Raw genomic sequence first — 16534 nt, 5'->3', positions numbered from 1 at the left:
AGACATGCTTGACAACGAGAACATCGAAGTCGCAGTTCGGCTGACGCTGCACGAACTGCTTTGGGAGATCTTCTACGCACAGGGAGGCGCGCACGACCCGAACGGGCAGCAGACGCTTCTGGCCGCCAAGAACGGGATCGTCGAGCTGATGCTGAAGGGCCGACACGCTGGACTCGTCACCGACGAACAAAAGTCGGAGTGGGACATCAACGCACGGACCATTACCGAACGACTATTCGAGCGGGCTGAGTTGCGCCGTCAAGAGATCGTGGCCGCACTAGGCAAAGGGGGCTGACATGGCTCGATTCGTAGTTTCAGCAGCCGTCGGGGCGTTGTTCCTGATGAACCCGGCAACAGCTGCCTACGCTGGCGTCGCCTTCTCGGTGACGTGCGGTGCTGCACCAGGCCTGTCTCCGAATGATGATGAGCCCTTTGCCGGAATTCCGGCCACGGAGCCAGCTGCAGGATTTCCCGTCACGGACACCGCATGAGCATCGTCAACGTTTTCTTGTGGCCGGAGCGGGCGATCGTGCAAGTCGATACCGAAGGCCACTGCCCCATCTTCGGCGTCATCGAGGTGAGCAAGATGGTGCCGCTGGTCCATGCCAATGCGATCCTTGCCTGTCGTGGCAACGGCGGCTTGCTCAGCCTCCTCTACTCCGGTCTCGGGCGTGTGCCGTGTGACTTCGATTCGCTGGTGGAGCTGATCCCCGAGGTTACGCCGCCGATGGTCGTCCACTACCAGCAACAGGCCCGCGACGCCGGCCTGACTGAAGAACAGATGACGGAGATCCGCGCCACCGATCAAATCATCCTGGTCGGCTGGTCTGAGACCGCAGGACGCATGCAGGGCTGGCGCTTCGAGCGCTGGGGCGAGGAGACCAAGTTCAAGACCTACCCGATCGACCCCTGGTGCATTGCGCCTGCTGCCGACTTCGATGCGAGCCTACCGATGCCGCACGGTGACGACGATCTCAAGCGCATCGCCAAGCGTCAGACCGCTTGGCACCGCGAGCAACTTCCCGGCAAGGCGATCGGCGGCCGAGCACTCTGCGCGGAGATCACCCGCGGCGGCATGACGATCAGGGAGCTTTGTGATCTCGTGCCGTAGCACGTCACCAGCCCGGTCGCACACCACTTGGGGATAGCGTGGTGCGGTGCCATCAACAGAATGTGGCCCGGTGAACTTCCTAGACCGCTCCACCTGGGCCGAGATGTTCGCCCGCTACTACTTGCACCTCGCAGGCACTGGCCGCTGGGTTGACCTGGTGGACCGCGGCCGGTTGCTGTACTCAGCGCACCACCACCTGAATCCGATGACCGTGGCTGCCGCCGAGCGCCGGTCTGATGCGATTGCCAGCACGCAATACTCAAGGCGCGCGATGTGACATCGCGTCCGATTAAGCAGCCTGTTAGCCGCCATGGCTACTTGCCAAGCGAACTAGCCAAGCCGCCGACAGGACGAGCGGCATTCCAACCGCAACGACTGACGCTACTACTGCAATTCAAGTGACATTGCCCATGATGGTTACTTGAGCGCCTTTGCCCAAATGCTGATGCCGCAGTTCATACACTCGCTCGTGAAGTGATTCCAATGCGTACTGTCAGGCGCCACGTGAAAGCGCTTGCCGCACTTTGGGCAGGGAACGAATGACAGGTACAGAGAACAAGCCACGATGACAAACCAACTCGTGACACCGAATAGCCACGTGTACCTGACCAACGCGTCGGTAGCTGTCGGTAGTGCGAAGAGTGCACCCACGGCGATGAACAGGACAACTGGCAGGAGACTGCCTACGAGTCGCGCTGAATTTCGCCAACGTAGCCGAGGAATGACGTACTTGGGATCGTCAGACGGAGCGGAGTTCATGCGGTCTAACGTTTGAGCTCAGCCGCGTGCGGAGGCCGCAGGCCAGATCGCGTCGGCTGGAGCGAAAGGTTAGACGGCACGCTCATAGACCTGAACCATCTCTTGCAATTTAGTGCGCTCGTTGCCTGGAACGTCTGCGGCGAGATCTGACGCAACGCCTGAGGCCATGTAGAACTCGGTGTCGTTTCGAATGATGCCTCGCTTGAGCAGGCGCTTGTACTGAGCAGAGTACCGGCGCCGCAAGCTCGAAAACGAAACAAGACCTCGTTCGGTGAGCGCTTGGTCTAACAGCTCAATTGCTTCTGCGTTTGCGTGAGCCAAATCTTCGAGGGTGTCATTGACAGCCTGGCGGAGGCCCACGAGAGCCTTGCTTCGGCCGAACTCCTTGACGATGGCCGCCAAGCTTTGCTCGTACACGGACTCGCTCTGCCTCTTGCAATAGACAACGTAGAAGCGAAGGTAGCCATCAAGCTGCTCGAACTCTGCGGCGTTCTGCGGTGACAGCGCTCTTGCCATGCTTGCTGCTTAACGTTTGAGCTGAGCGGGCCGGAACCGGCTTGGTACCTGGGCCGCGAGGCGCAGCATAGACCATGAGCGCTTCGCGGCCCAGGTGCCATGCCGGTGGAGGTCCGCCTCGAGCGAAGGGTTAGGCCGCACTCCTTGGGCGCGACTGAATGAGCTTGGAGAGTAACTGCTCGGCGGACCAGTTTCTTGTGAGCCAAACGACCAGCGCACCACAGCTCAGCTGGCGCCAGACGTTGCCTTGAAATCGGCGATTGTTGTCGTAGAAGTCGTTTGCCACCCACCAGGCCACGAGCAGACTTGGTTTATATGGACCTGGATCCAGGGACAGCGGCAGGTAGGTGTACGGTGAAATGTGCATTGCCTCGGGTGCTCCGACGCCGCGGGCTTGCTGCCACAAGGCCAGTTGACTCTCGCGAGACGCCATGACGGGAGGAGGTGTCGGTGTGCCGGACACGGCCAGCAAGCCGAGACCGTAGAGCGCCCAGGGGCCACCTAGTACGAGAAGCACCAAGCTTAGAAGAATGACTTTGACAAGACGCATCAAGAGCGCAGACGGCGGTGGCTGTGCGGCCTAACGTTTGACTTAAGCGGCGCCGTCAGGCGTCCGCTTGAAGGAAGGGTTAGACCGCTTCATCTGAGCGTGACCATCTTGCGATGCGGGCCACAGTACCTCTGACTCGCGGCGCTCCGCTGCACGGTGTGAAAGACATTGATCTGCACATACTTTCCTCTCGCCCCAAGCCCACAGAAGTAGGCGTTCGGAAGGCCATCTAGCGCATGGAACGCGTAGCAGTCTCGCAACGTGAAGTCGGCCGGCCAGTCTGGAGACTTTGCCGTCATATCGCGAAGGCAACCTGTTCGGAGGAAGTTCCTGATTGCTTCATAGGAATTGGGGCCGGTGGATTGCGCCACGAGTTCTCCAACACCTTCGCAGCGGATAACGAGTGAGAACAGGGCCATTGCGGTCTAACTTTGTTATAGGGAGACAGTTTCGCCGGATAACACGGCGCGTTGTCTCCCCAAATGGGTGGATGTTGTGGTCCTGCAGGCCGCTTGCTGCCTAGCCTTCAGGGTTTCGAACTGGACGTTCATCCAGCATTAATTCTCCGACAAAAGCGGCACCGCTCATGGGTCCTGCTCCCGGTCAATGCTCGCACGTCGGCACCTTCGCAAGCGCGACCGCGGGGGCGGTTGATGCGCATCAAGGCTAGATCGACCTGGCCCGACAGCGTGCACTGCGGCGCAAGAATCATCCATGGACAAGGAACTGCGCTCTGCCTGGGTCGGAGCTAGTCGCGGCGCTACGATGCGCCCATGTGCTTCTCTGCCCAGCTCGTAGACGCCTACCGTCAGCACTGCCGCCGCTGGGGTGCCTTCATCTCGCTGGAGGAGTTCAAGGATTTGTATGGGCCTGCGTTCAGCGATAGACGCAAGGTCCCCAAGATGATCGACCAGCTGTTCATCGATCCTCAGACCGACGACGAGCGGGCCATCAAGACACTGATCGACCGGCGCAACGCCGAGCTGGCCACCGAGTACGAGCAAGAGCTGTTCAAGCAGCGCACCCGGCTGGCAGACGCCGAACGCAAGCTCGCGGTCAAGGAGACCAAGGCCGCCGCCGAGAGCAGGCGCATTGCAACGGACAAGGTCGAGGCACTGAAGCGCAAGCTCGATGACCTGCGCCGCACCGAGCCCAAGGATCGCGATGCGCGGATCTTCCCCGGCGTCTACGCCCCGGTGATCGTCAGCGAAGGCGGCAAGCTCGTGGTGAAGCCGATGCGCTACCAGTGCCGCCCAGCCGGCAAGCCGGCGTTCTACGACATCAAGTATCCCGGCACGTACAACGCCCGCAGGGACAACCTCGAAGGCTTCTGGAAAGGCCAGTTCGGCCACACCCACGGGCTCATGATCGTCAAGACCTTCTACGAGAACGTCGACCGCGACGGCAAGAACGTGGTGCTGCAGTTCACCCCCGACGATCGAGAGCCGATGCTGGTGGCCTGCCTGTGGTCACGCTGGACCGGGAAGGACGAACCGGAGTTGCTGAGCTTCGCCGCCATCACCGACGACCCACCGCCCGAGGTGGCAGCTGCAGGGCATGACCGCTGCATCGTGCAGATCAAGCCCGAGAACGTCGGGGCCTGGCTCAATCCTGACCCGAGGAATCTGGCGGCCAGCTACGCGATCCTCGATGACCGACCGCGGCCCTACTACGAGCACCGCCTAGCCGCGTGAGTCTTTAGGGTGAAAACCCAGCGGCCGTGTCGACATGTCCGCAAGCGTCCGATGAAGTGCAATACTGTATGTTCATACAGTGTTTGGGGCAGCATCATGGACGCACAGGAATGGCAGCGTGGCGTCGCCGCGCGCCTGCAAAACCAATGGCCGACGATCCCGATCGACGAGCTGCTCGACGCGGCCGGCGACCTCTGGTGCGATGAGCACTGGCGGGCCATGTCGCCCGAGGAAGCTGCGGTGCGATGGCTGAAGCTGGGCGTGCTGGCTGACTGAGATGCCAGCGACGTTCGAGGCAGTAGACGGCAGCTACAGGTTCAAGTGCGCCGCCTGCGAGTCCACCAGGTGCTCGCGAGTCACGGTCAAGAAGCGCAACGGCATCTTGTACGAGACCGAGTTCGCGAAGTGCTCCGATTGCCGAGTGATGTACCACCACCCTGGGCCGCTGCCGGTGCTCGATCAAGCCCCGCCGGCCTTCCACTCGGGACACTTGGCGCACCCACCGCCCTCCCCGCCGCAGTTCACCGAGCCGGTGAATCCGTTTGGGAAGCCGAACCGGCGACATCGCTAATGCCAACGCTTGATCCATTTGCGCGCGCCACGAACTCTGTCGTGCGCGGTGACTAAAGCGATGGCACAGTGCGTGTTCCAAAACTAGGAAGCGAACATGTACGGAATCCGGACCGCAGCACTGCTTGCCCTTGTCATTGTCTTGTCGGGCTGTGCGACGAAGAACTATGGTCGGCAGGGTGACGTGACTGACTTTGAAAAGAACACGATGACGTGCCGCGAGTTGGAGCTGGAGACCGCCAAAGTTCATGGTTTTCTGTCCCGAGTTGAGCAGGAAAGTCAGTTCGACGGGCGGTCAGTGCTCTCATTCCTGGGGGACTTCGGCGTCGGCAACGTGCTCGAAAAATCAAGCGCCACCGAGAGCGCAAACAAGCGCTTAGCTCAACTCCAAGACGCGCGTGCAGTTCGACGATGCGGGACTGTGGCTGACGCCCCTACAGCGAATGGCGCGGCGCCTGTTGCCCAAGCCCCGGCCGCTAAACCAGTTGCGGCCCCTACAGGGCAAGAGTCATATCAAGTGCAACGAATGGCGCGCGATCTCTCATGCCACACGGATCCGTCTCCTGTCTTGACCGGAAAGGGCCCAGGCTTCGAGGCCTACTCGGTTTCGTGCAGCAACGGAGACGCTCTCATGGTGCGTTGCGAGTTCGGCAACTGCAGAACTCTTCGATAGCTCGATATGTGACTAGCGTCGCTGAAGTTCGGTAGATATGAACACCGGCCCATCACTGCTTCTAGCCGCAGCTGTATTGACTTCGGGCGGCTGCGCTACCGACGGCGCGCCGCCAAGCAAAGGCGCCGTCAAAGTGACAACGGCTGACGCAGTGACTGGCTGCGCCTACATCGACGATGTCGTGGGCACATCAGGCTGGTATGGCTTGTTCGCAACGCGCGGGGTCGAAAACGCCCGCGGTGAGCTGCTCAATCGCGCTCAGGCTGCCGGCGCGACGCATGTGGTGTGGAGCGCGCCGTCGCTGACCTACGGCAGCACCTCTGTGGTTGGGAAGGCCTACCGCTGCAACTGACGCTGATCCGGCCGCCGGGGCATCTGGCTGATGACGAGCGGGACGGGGTGACGCTGCACAGGGGCTGGTGACGGGGCGGTGAAGACGTTGCCTATCTGGCTGACCAGTGGCCGTGACACTGCTTGTATTTCTTGCCGCTGTTGCATGGGCAAGGATCGTTGGGCCCTACCTTGGGCACGGTTGCCGGCATGGCCTGAGGGCCGTTTCCCATCGGCGTGATCGTCACAAATTGGATCGGACCCGAGCCGGTGTAGTCGGGAACCTTGGCATATCCTGGCTTAAGCGACTTCAGCACCTCGTGTGCAACCTGACGAATCGCAACTAGACCTGGTTCAGTGATGATCACACTTGGGTCGCTGGGCTTGAGGCCTGGGGAGTTGTCAACCGCCAATGCGGCGTAAGCCTCAGGCAACTCCGGATCGACGTGTGCCCCCCCAGTTTTGTTAGCCGCGTACAGGATCAGATTTTTTCGCGGCAGGGAATGGCCGTTCGGATTTTTGAAAACTTCAGCGTTCCACCATTCATCGAAACCAACTTGGCGTTTTGTAGGCGTGTTGTCGAGGCAAGCCAAATATCTAGGCGGCGTTCGAAACATGTCGTAGGCGATAAGCCCGCCGTTCGGCTGATGTGCGCCGTCTTCAAGGGGATTAGCCGTATCCCACCAGACCATTGATTCCTTGCGCTCCAAGAGAGTGAGAAGCGACTTGCTTGGAGGACGAGCGTGTGGGTTGTCGTGCACCAACGTCCTGATAGTGACTGCCAGTCGCTTCGCCTCAGCAGTCGCACCATCATCAAACGCTGCGGCCGAGACCAGAAGAAAGCCAATCTGCTCTTCAAGGTAGGTCTCGAACTGCTCAGTGGTTTGGACGCGTTTCTCCATGTCACGTTCCTAGTTCACACACTTTGCGGAGTATCGAGCAGCCGCAGCGCCGCCAGAACCGACAGAGCATGGGATTAAACGTGGGTAGAAAGCAAAACGGGCCCGCAAGGCCCGTATTTACTAGCTTTCTGGCGGCGCTGTGAGTCGCCGGCGAACCCGTCTCAGCCGGCATAACGGCGATAATCGGGAAGATTTTCAGGATCTGAGGCCACTTCCGCCCTCCCCGCGGCCCAAAACTCTCGCTGTACCACGGACTTAGCTACGTTCTGAGCCTTCACAGGCCATGCGCAGAACAGGGAATTTGGCGAGGCGGAACAGGGAAGTTGTGGTGCCGTATCAGGGACCGGAGTCTCGCCGGCAAGTCGGTTCGAATCCTCCGCCTCGATCCTTCGTTTCCGGCAAGAACACCAGGGCCACCACGAACGAGAACGTCGCGATGATGATGGGGCAGCCGCCTTGACGGACCCCGTGCCTCGGCGCCCAGTGGCTAGCCTTCCCAACGGAGGTTTTGCCATGACCAACACACGCTTTGCTGCCCAGTACATCCGCATGTCCACGGACAAGCAGGATCTGTCGCCCTCGATACAGAAGGAGGCGATCGCCGCGTATGCCGCCGCACGTTCGATGCAGGTCGTCGCGACCTACGAGGACGAAGGTCGCAGCGGGGTTCATTTGAAGAACCGGCCAGCTTTGCTCCGGCTGCTTCACGATGTCACGGGGTCCAGGGCGTTCTCCGCCGTTCTTGTCTACGACGTGAGCCGCTGGGGGCGCTTCCAAGACACGGACGCCGCCGCCTACTACGAGTACCACTGTCGGCTGCACGGCGTCCAGGTGATCTACGTGGCCGAGATATTCGGTCCCGAAGCTAACCCCATCTCCGCCATGCTCAAGAGCATGAAGCGCGCGATGGCCGCCGAGTACAGCCGCGACCTCGCCGGCAAGGCGCGTGCAGGACAGCACGCGGTCGTCGAACGAGGCTTCCAGATGGGACCCCTGCCGCCGCTCGGCTACCGGAGGTGCTCCACCTCTGCCGATGGCCAGCGAAAAGTGACGCTCGCGATCGGTCAACGCAAACTCGCCGCGACCGATCGGATCGAGTGGACCCTGGCAGGGCCGGAGGAAGTCGATCTCGTCAAGCGGATCTGCAGCCTGTACGCGAACACGCGCTTGACGTTCGCGGACGTTGCTCGGATCGGGGCCTCGGAGGATTGGCGTGATCACCGGGATCGACCGATCACGGCTCGCAGCCTGGCCACGCTCGTTCGCAACGAAGCACTGATCGGGAACTTCGTGTGGGGGCGTAGAAAGCGCGCACCGGGGTTGATAGCCCCCTCCACATCTCGACGCGACGGATGCATTCCGCGCCTGATTGACGACGAGACGTGGGCGCGAATCCAACATAGGGCTGCGTTGGAACTCGACAAGCGGCGCGCGGGCGAACTGCTTGAGGAAAAGCTGCACAAAGCGTTCGAACGGAGTCCGCTGCTGACGACCCGCGACCTGCGCGATCACGGCCTACCGTGTCGGCAGACGCTTCGCGATCGGATGGGCAGTTGGGCCGAGTGCTTGAAAGTCGTCGGGTTCGATCATGCGGATCATGGCCAAGCGCTTGCCGAGCGCGCGCGTCAGCGACGCGCCAACACCGCAGCGTTCGGGCTCGCGATCGCCGAACGGCTGAGGGAGGCCAGACTGTTGGTCACGTTCAGCGGGCGCTACAACGTCCTGAGCTTCGAGGCCTACCAGCTTCGGCCTCGGTTGCTGTGGCCTGTGTTGGGTGATCGGGGCCGGGTTTGGCCGATCCACATCGACCGGGGCTGCCGGGCCGCGGACTTCGACTTGCTCGTGCGTATGGACGACCTCTACCTGGCCAAAGACTTCTTCGTAGTGCCAAGCCGCGACCTGTCGGTCCGCTTCCCGAACCGGCTGAGCGACCCGATCCCACCGCAACTCGAAGCGTTCCGCCATCGATCCCCGCAACAGCTCGTGGATCGCCTCGCGGCGCTGAGTCAGCGGGCCGTCGAAGTGTTTGCGGCAGCCTGAGCGAAGGATAGCGAACGGCAGGCCTGAGCTTCACGCCAGCGCTTCGGTTTCCCGGTGTTCACCAGCGAGACCCAGTATCGAGGAGTCTGCGTGCAGCAGGCTGGTGTAGACCAGACGCTGAACGCCAGCACGGCGCGCGGCGTCGATGACAGCGGGATGCTGGCCGATCTCGCTGAAGGAGATCAGCAGGAGCCGGTCGACTCCTTTAAGTGCGGCTTCGAGCGTCGATGCTCGGCTGTAATCCGCCCGAACCTGCAGACCTCAAGCGGCAAGGTCTCGGACCTCGTCAAGGCTGCGAACCAGCGCTGCGATGGGGTCCGCCTCCAAGCGAACCCTCTATGAGTCAAAGATCCAGCACCAGCGTGGCACTCCTGCAGCGAGAGACGCACGTAGTGAGGCAGGTGCGCTTCTCTTCGTCCGAGAGGATGTAGTCCTGGTGATCGACCTCGCCTTCAAGGTAGTTCACCTTGCAGGAGCCACATAGTCCCGACAGACACGAAGTAGGTATGCGATGGCCGGCGAGTTCGATGGCGCGCACGATCGTCTGGTCTGGGGCGACCTGCACCGTCACCCCGCTGCGCGCCAACTTCACCTCAAAGGTGCCGTCCGCCATGCTGACCGCTTTCTGCACAGGAGCCTTGAAGTGCTCGCAATGGACTGTGCCTGCGGGCCAGTGGCTCGTGGCGTCAGCGCAGGCGTTCATGAAACCGGCCGGACCGCAGTAGTAGACGTGCCTTCCAGTTCCCGGGTCGGCCAGCAGCGTGACCAGGTTGAGCCCACGGGCGGGATCGCCGCCGTCGAGGTGCAGACACAGGCGGTCCTTGGGGACCAAGGTCTGCAGTTCGTCAAGGAAGGCGACATTGCGCCAGCTGCGTGCGCAGTAGTGCATCTCGAACGAAACGCCCTGCTCCATCAACTCATGCGCCATGGCCTTGAGCGGCGTGACGCCTATGCCGCCGGCAATGAGGATGACATGGTCGGCCCCGCGCTTGAGCTTGAAGGCGTTACGCGGTTCCCCCAGTGTCAGCAATTCGCCGACGCGGACGTTGTCGTGCAGGCTGCGAGAACCACCACGACCATTAGGCTCACGCAGCACTCCGAGGGTCCAGCGCAAGCGGTCGCGCGGATTGCCTGCCAGCGAGTACGAGCGCACATGCCCTCCGGGCAGGTGCACGTCCACATGCGCACCGGCCTCCACTTCGGGCAGTTGCTCGCCCTCGGGGTGCATCAAGTCGAAGGCGTTGATCCCTTCGGCTTGATAGCGGATGGCCCGCACCTGCAGCTGCAGGCCCACCGCGGCCGAAGGAATGGCCATCAGCGGGATTGCGGCGTTCATGCGTTTCTCCGCGCCAGGACTTCTTGCTGCAGCGCCTGCAGCTTGCCCTTGACGAATTCGGTGCGCGCGTTGCCCTTCAGGCCGTCCGCCTCGTTGAGAATGAGCACGACCTGCTTGGCCAGGTGGCGGCGGAGGGTGACTTCCTCTTGCGTGGTGCGGCCAATAGGCAGGTCGAACACATTGCCGGAGCAGTAGCTGTTGGGCTCGCCCTCGCAGTCGCGCAGCCACTTTGCGAACTCTTCAGGACCGGCCTTGGCATTCGTGCCGCGCACAGCATCACGCAACAGTTTGCGGAACATGTACAAGCCAGCGTCGAACTTGGTGGGATTCTCCAGCGCGTGCACAGCGATAGGACGCTGGCTGATGATGGCCTCGTAGTCGCCCGGCGCGTATTGGCAATCCTTGTAGTTCTCGCGTGCGCGGTGATCCGCAGGGATCGGCGGCATGTCCTCGAGCTTGTAATTGCCGAAGCGCTCGGGGCGACGCATAGCGACCTGCCCTTCCAGGAAGTCGATGGTCTCGTAGCCGACCATGCTCTTGTCGCCGATGCCACGAGTGTCAATACCAGGGCCCATCACACGCCAGCCGACCATCTTGGCGTTGTGGTCGTCAACCGGTACCGTCCAGCGGATCATGTGGAAGCGGCCGAAGAACTTCTGGGCGTGACCGTCTTCCGACGTGTACGCATGCAGGCTCAGGTTGGGCAGCACCTGGTGCTGCACCCGGATATACATGTGGTCGTCATCCGAGCGACGTGCGCCGGCGCAGGCCAGACCACGGCCACCGTGGATGGGCACAAACTGCATGTCAGGGGGCACTTCCATGGACGCGGCGCCAACTTCGTCGAACGTGGTGCCCTGATAGTGCTCGTCGGTCACCTGACGCTTCGCGTGCAGCGCCATCGTGTGGTAGTTGTCCGCGGCGTTGTCTTGGACCTGCAGCCAGTTGGCGTGCTGGAAGTTGCTGTAGGGAACGAGTTCATCCGTCTCGGCGCAGGTGAAGTTGCCCTCCCACTTGGGGAACGGCGGCTCAGCCTCCGGCGGCCCCATGTAGGCAAAGATCAGGCCGTGGAACTCGAACGCCTTGTAGGCGCCTTGGCGGATCGAACAGCGGTAGCGCTCACCTTCTTCCTCCTCGCCCTCCGGGAAGGGCACGCGCAGACAGGTGCCGTCCACGTCGAACTGCATGCCGTGGTAGCAGCAGGAGATGCCGTGCTCCTCGATCTTTCCATACTCGAGCGATGCACCGCGGTGCACGCAGTGAGCGTGCAGCAGGCCGATGCGACCGCTCTTGTCGCGGAAACACACCAGCTCTTCGCCCAGGATCTGCAGAAAGCGAGGAGTGTCTGTCAGCTCCATGGCCATACAGACCGGATGCCAGAACCTGCGCAAGTACTCGCCCGTCGGGGTACCGGGGCCGACTTCCGTCAGTTCCGGGTCGTGGCCCGGCACCTTGTTTGTGTAGTAGCCGCCGAATGGAATCAGCTTCTTGCCCGTGGCGGAACCGCCAGTGCTCGTGCCGGCTTCGGCCTTGTCTTGGAGGATGCTCATGGATAACCTTTCAAATGGGGAGAATTACAGGCACCAGACTGTCTACTGAACTCTGTATACAGAGATTAGTGCCAGAAGAATGCCTTGTGATAGGTATTTACCCTCGATTTCTAGCTGCGTTCGCGATCGACCAGACGGCTTTGCGCGATCCACGGCATGAGAGCGCGAAGACCTGCACCGACGGTTTCGATGGGATGCTCAGCGTCGAGCCGGCGGCGTGAGCGCAGCACAGGCCCGCCTGCGCGGCTCTCGAGGATGAACGCCTTCGCGTACTCCCCCGTCTGAATGAAGCGCAAGACCTCGCGCATCGCTTGCCGGGTCTGCTCGGTGACGATCTTGGGCCCGGTCAGGTACTCGCCGAATTCGGCATTGTTGGAGATGCCGTAGTTCATCGTCGCGATGCCGCCTTCGTACATCAGGTCCACGATGAGTTTGAGTTCGTGCAGGCATTCGAAGTACGCCATCTCAGGCGCGTAACCCGCTTCCGTGAGCGTCTCGAAGCCGCACTTCACCAGTTCCACCATGCCTCCACACAGCACGGCCTGCTCACCGAACAGATCCGTCTCAGTCTCCTCGCGGAAGTCCGTCTGGATGATCCCGGCCTTGCCGCTGCCAATCGCTGCTGCGTAGGCCAGGGCTGTCTGCATTGATCGGCCTGACTGATCCTGCGCGACCGCCACCAGGGCGGGCACGCCGCCGCCCGCGGCATAGGTGGAGCGCACCGTGTGGCCGGGCGCCTTGGGCGCGATCATGACGACGTCGAGGTCGGCACGCGGGGTAACTTGGCCGTAGTGGACGTTGAATCCGTGTGCGAATGCCAATGTGGCGCCTTGAGCGATGTGGGGTGCCACTTCGGCAGCGTAGACCGCGGCGATGTCTTCGTCTGGGATCAGCATCATCACGAAATCGGCCTCACGGACGGCGTCGGCGACCGCCTTCACGGAAAGCTCCGCACGCACGGCCTTTTGCCAGGACGCGCCACCGGGGCGCAGCCCCACACGCACGTCTATCCCACTCTCCTTCAGGTTCAACGCATGGGCATGGCCCTGCGAGCCGAAGCCGATGACAGTCACCTTGCGGCGCTGGATCAGCGAGAGATCAATGTCCTTGTCGTAGAAAATCTTCATGGGTGTCTCTTCAAGTCATGGATGGGAAAACGCGCGCTGGAATGGCCTGACCGTCCGCAGATGGCGCAACACAAGAAGCCACATGACAGGGCGAGCCAGTCGTGCGGTCCAATGAGGGTGGGCCCCAGCCCGGGTTGCATCGCCATGCCAGCCACCAGCGCACTGACCGCCGCCGCAGCTACACCGAACAACCGGGCAGTGATGGCACCGGCGGTCAGCTGTGTGGTCCACCGCGCTGCTACGTAAAGCGCGGCCAGGCCATACCAGGCGACGACCGTCGGTGCATCCGTCGCACTGCCGAACTCGCTGGTCGCGACCGCCCAGGCAGCGTTCTTCAGGACGGCCAGCATGACGACGACATCGGCAACACGCACAAAACCGCTACGCCATCTCTGATTTCGCTGTACTTTGCGTTCTGTATACAAAATAGAATGCATCGATGCGCCTTCCTATTGACAAGCTGCCCCCACGCAGCGATTTCGTGGAAACCGTCTACCGCGTGCTGGCGGACGCCATCACCGATGGCTCTCTGCGACCTGGCGAGCGGCTGACGCAGGAGGAAATTGCCGAGCAACTGGGCGTCTCACGCTCGCCCGTCCTGCAAGCCCTGCGCATGCTGAAAAAGGACGGTTTGATTGAGGACGCGCCGGGCCGCGGAGTGCAAGTGGCGCCGCTGAACCCGGAATGGGTCGGCCACCTTTATGAGGTGCGTGGCGCGCTTGATGCACTGGCCGCTCGCATGGCGGCCTCGTCCCATCGGACGCTCGACCCGGCACTGATCGAACACGGCCGTGAGGTTGCGCACGGGGATGACCTGAGGGCAATCATCGACGCCGACATTGCCTTCCACCACGCCATCTACGCTGCATCTGGCAACCCACTCATCGCAGAAAGCGCCAACCACTTTTGGGCACACCTTCGCCGCGTGATGGGCGCCGTACATCGTGGCGTGGCCCAGCGCGAGACCATCTGGGACGAGCACCAGGCCATTGCCGATGCGATCGCCCAGGGCGATCCCGATCGAGCTGCCATGTTGACCGGCTTGCATGTACGCCACGCCAAGACCAATGTGGTTCAACGTCTGGGTGAGTTGCTGAACGAAGCGCCCTCAGCGCCGGTCCTTTGACTTCGCCACGTTGACCAGCTTCGCCGGGACGGTGAAGACAAGGATGGCACCGATCATCATGCTGGCCGCCAAGCCTAGAACGCCAGCGCCGGTGCTGCCACTGGACTGCTGGACCCAGCCGATGACGTAAGGACTGACGACGCCGGAGATGCTGCCGACCGAGTTGGTCAATGCGATCCCTGCGGCCGCGGCGCCACCCGTGAGGATCGCAGGCGGCAGGCACCAGAACTGCGAGATGGTCGTCATCACACCCATCGTGCCGATGGTCAAGGCGATCATGGCCAAGACGGTGTTGTTCGCGAAGTAGACACTCGTGCAAAGGGCTAGCGCGCCAATCACGCCGGCCAGCGAAAGGTGCCAGCGCCTTTCACCGGTGGCATCGGAACTGCGGCTCACCAAAATCATTGCGATGGCAGCGGCGGCGTACGGAATGGACGACAGCAGCCCGATGTTCAACGTGTCCGTCACGCCGCTGGCCTTGACGATGGTGGGCAGCCAGAAACTGACGCCGTAGAGGCCCATCGTGAAGAAGAAGTAGATGCCGCTCAGAAGCAGCACGCGCGGGTTGGTCAGACCGTCTTTGATGGAATGCAGGTGGTTGCCCTGCTGCTCGGCAGCAAGATCGCGCTGGATGATGGTCTTCTCCTCGACCGTCAGCCACTTGGCGTCCGACACCTTGTCATCTAGAAAGTAGAACGCAATGACGCCGACGGCCACGGTGGGCAGGCCTTCCAGCAGAAACAGCCACTGCCAGCCAGCCATGCCGTGCATGCCGGCGAAGTGGGTCATGATCCAGCCGGACAATGGGCCGCCGATGACACCGGACATCGGAATGCCGGTCAGAAAAAGCGCCGTCACCTTGCTGCGTCGCTTGTTGGGAAACCAGTACGTCAGGTAAAGCAGGATCGCCGGTATGAAGCCCGCCTCCGCAACACCTAGGAAAAAGCGCAGGATGTAGAAGCTGGTGGGGCCAGTGACAAACATCATGGCTGCGGAAATCAGCCCCCACGTCACCATGATCCGCGCAATCCAGCGGCGCGCGCCGACTTTGAGCAGGATGAGGTTACTGGGCACCTCGAACATCAGGTAACCCAAGAAGAAGATTCCGGCACCCAGGCCGTACACCGCATCGCTCATGCCCAGGTCGTTCTGCATCTGGAGCTTGGCGAAGGCTACGTTGATGCGATCCAGGTAGGCACAGACGTAGCAGAGAAACAAGAACGGAAGTAGGCGCCAAGCCACCTTGGCGTAGGTCGCAGCGTCCTCCTGGGCTTGGGTTTGGACGTGCGAGGTCGCGACGTTGGAATACATCGTTGTCTCCTATGGAAATGGAAGGATTTGCGCGGTGCTTCTGCCGGCACCGCTGCGGTGGGCAAATCGTCAGGCGAACATGTCAGGCTGGGTTGCCACCAAGTGCTCCCAGATGGCTTGGAAATGCAGCCAGCCGATGTACTCGGAGCCGACGTGCTCACGGCTGTAGCGCGACTTGTCCGCCGACACCATGACCGGCTTCTGACCCGTGGCCTCGACCAACAACTGCTGGCGGCAGCAACGCTCCAGGGCGATGAACCAGAAAGCTGCGGCTTCGATGCTGTGGCGGCTCGCAGTGAGCAGTCCGTGGTTCTGGTGGATGGCGGCCTTCACATCCTTGAACCAATCGCACACCGACGTGCCGGCCTTCTCCTCGACGGCAACCTGACCGGCCTCTTCCTTGATGACCACATGGTCCTCGAAGAAGGCGGCGGCGTCCTGGGATATCGGGTCCAGCGGCTTGCCCAGCGCGGCGAACGCGGTGCCGTAGACGGTGTGCGCATGGCACATGGCGACAATGTCCTGGTGCGCTTCGTGCACAGCGGCGTGAAGCACAAAGCCGGCACGGTTGATCGCGTGGCGGCCTTCGACGACACGACCCTTGTGATCGGCCAGAATCAGATTGGACAACTTGACCTGCGCGAAGTGCACAGCCATCGGGTTGGTCCAGTACAGCTCCGGGTGCTCCGGGTCGCGCACCGTCAGGTGACCTGCGAAGCCGTAGTCGAAGCCTTCCAGCGCGAATGCACGGCACGCTGCCACCAAGCGTTCCTTGAGATGCTGACGCTGCGCCGCAACGTTGGTGAATGCCGGCAGCTCAGGGTAAATCAGCCCCTTCTGCTCAGGCTGATAGATCGAGACGCGGCCGTCGCGCAGCAAGGACGTGGATGGATGAGCTTGGGCGGGGCGGTCGAGAACGGCTGGCATTGGTACACCTCG

16 protein-coding genes and 1 pseudogene are annotated in these 16534 nt (G+C 61.8%); 8 read left to right on the top strand and 9 right to left on the bottom strand.

Annotation, left to right across the window (positions count from 1 at the left end; genetic code table 11):
• Positions 1-4: 4 nt before the first annotated feature.
• The 3 genes from ASC67_RS08805 to ASC67_RS08795 all read left to right on the top strand — a co-directional run bounded on the left by ASC67_RS08805 (position 5) and on the right by ASC67_RS08795 (position 1388).
• Positions 5-295, top strand: coding sequence for a hypothetical protein (locus ASC67_RS08805; protein WP_056318055.1), 291 nt, complete (start codon positions 5-7; stop codon positions 293-295).
• Positions 296-487: 192 nt separating this feature from the next.
• Positions 488-1111 carry a hypothetical protein gene (locus ASC67_RS08800; protein ID WP_056318053.1) on the top strand — a complete coding sequence of 208 codons (624 nt, stop codon included), beginning with the start codon at positions 488-490 and terminating at the stop codon, positions 1109-1111.
• Between the two features lie 70 nt (positions 1112-1181).
• On the top strand, positions 1182-1388 hold the full coding sequence (locus ASC67_RS08795; protein ID WP_056318050.1) for a hypothetical protein: 207 nt from the start codon (positions 1182-1184) through the stop codon (positions 1386-1388).
• 551 nt (positions 1389-1939) lie between these two features.
• On the opposite strand, the gene ASC67_RS08790 is transcribed toward ASC67_RS08795, so the two are convergent.
• Positions 1940-2386 carry a hypothetical protein gene (locus tag ASC67_RS08790; RefSeq protein WP_056318046.1) on the bottom strand — a complete coding sequence of 149 codons (447 nt, stop codon included), beginning with the start codon at positions 2384-2386 and terminating at the stop codon, positions 1940-1942.
• 1323 nt (positions 2387-3709) lie between these two features.
• On the opposite strand from ASC67_RS08790, the gene ASC67_RS08785 reads away from it, so the two are divergent.
• From ASC67_RS08785 to ASC67_RS20540, 3 genes are all read left to right on the top strand, one after another.
• Entirely contained in the window at positions 3710-4630 is a 921-nt protein-coding gene (locus ASC67_RS08785; RefSeq protein ID WP_056318043.1) for an SOS response-associated peptidase family protein, read from the top strand.
• Between the two features lie 96 nt (positions 4631-4726).
• Entirely contained in the window at positions 4727-4906 is a 180-nt protein-coding gene (locus ASC67_RS08780) for a hypothetical protein (protein WP_056318039.1), read from the top strand.
• A 1004-nt stretch (positions 4907-5910) separates the two neighbouring features.
• The gene (locus ASC67_RS20540; RefSeq protein WP_156466705.1) at positions 5911-6225 is read left to right on the top strand and encodes a hypothetical protein; all 315 of its coding nucleotides are present in this window, start codon (positions 5911-5913) and stop codon (positions 6223-6225) included.
• Positions 6226-6316: 91 nt separating this feature from the next.
• Here ASC67_RS20540 and ASC67_RS20250 read toward each other — a convergent pair.
• Positions 6317-6409 (bottom strand): annotated as a pseudogene (locus tag ASC67_RS20250) (SEC-C metal-binding domain-containing protein); the annotation flags it as partial.
• A gap of 1209 nt (positions 6410-7618) precedes the next feature.
• On the opposite strand from ASC67_RS20250, the gene ASC67_RS08765 reads away from it, so the two are divergent.
• On the top strand, positions 7619-9145 hold the full coding sequence (locus ASC67_RS08765; protein ID WP_056318026.1) for a recombinase family protein: 1527 nt from the start codon (positions 7619-7621) through the stop codon (positions 9143-9145).
• 30 nt (positions 9146-9175) lie between these two features.
• Here the strand turns inward: ASC67_RS08765 and ASC67_RS21190 are convergent, their stop codons facing one another.
• The 5 genes from ASC67_RS21190 to ASC67_RS08740 form a co-directional block, all read right to left on the bottom strand.
• Positions 9176-9403, bottom strand: a complete 228-nt coding sequence (locus ASC67_RS21190; protein ID WP_404932862.1) for an NAD(P)H-binding protein — start codon at positions 9401-9403, stop codon at positions 9176-9178.
• 85 nt (positions 9404-9488) lie between these two features.
• Positions 9489-10481 (bottom strand): PDR/VanB family oxidoreductase, encoded by a 993-nt coding sequence (locus ASC67_RS08755; protein WP_056318020.1) that lies wholly within the window; start codon positions 10479-10481, stop codon positions 9489-9491.
• On the bottom strand, positions 10478-12031 hold the full coding sequence (locus ASC67_RS08750; protein WP_056318017.1) for a Rieske 2Fe-2S domain-containing protein: 1554 nt from the start codon (positions 12029-12031) through the stop codon (positions 10478-10480). Before ASC67_RS08750 ends, ASC67_RS08755 begins: the two co-directional genes overlap by 4 nt.
• Positions 12032-12141: 110 nt before the next feature.
• On the bottom strand, positions 12142-13158 hold the full coding sequence (gene ilvC / locus ASC67_RS08745) for a ketol-acid reductoisomerase (protein WP_056318012.1): 1017 nt from the start codon (positions 13156-13158) through the stop codon (positions 12142-12144).
• Positions 13155-13595 carry a hypothetical protein gene (locus ASC67_RS08740; protein WP_156466704.1) on the bottom strand — a complete coding sequence of 147 codons (441 nt, stop codon included), beginning with the start codon at positions 13593-13595 and terminating at the stop codon, positions 13155-13157. Before ASC67_RS08740 ends, ilvC begins: the two co-directional genes overlap by 4 nt.
• Before the next feature lie 2 nt (positions 13596-13597).
• Between ASC67_RS08740 and ASC67_RS08735 the strand changes: the two genes are divergently transcribed.
• Positions 13598-14284, top strand: coding sequence for a GntR family transcriptional regulator (locus ASC67_RS08735; protein WP_056318006.1), 687 nt, complete (start codon positions 13598-13600; stop codon positions 14282-14284).
• Here the strand turns inward: ASC67_RS08735 and ASC67_RS08730 are convergent.
• Positions 14267-15595: an MFS transporter gene (locus ASC67_RS08730; protein ID WP_056318003.1), complete on the bottom strand. Its 1329-nt coding sequence runs from the start codon at positions 15593-15595 to the stop codon at positions 14267-14269. The genes ASC67_RS08735 and ASC67_RS08730 overlap by 18 nt on opposite strands.
• A 69-nt stretch (positions 15596-15664) precedes the next feature.
• Complete coding sequence (locus ASC67_RS08725) at positions 15665-16522, bottom strand: class II aldolase/adducin family protein (protein ID WP_056318000.1); 858 nt, start codon at positions 16520-16522, stop codon at positions 15665-15667.
• Between the last annotated feature and the right edge of the window lie 12 nt (positions 16523-16534).

The organism is Methylibium sp. Root1272 (genome assembly GCF_001425905.1).
In the GTDB taxonomy this organism is placed as follows: Bacteria; Pseudomonadota; Gammaproteobacteria; order Burkholderiales; family Burkholderiaceae_C; genus Methylibium.
The sequence above is the reverse complement of the archived record's forward strand: the minus strand, read 5'-3'. Positions and strand labels throughout refer to the sequence as shown.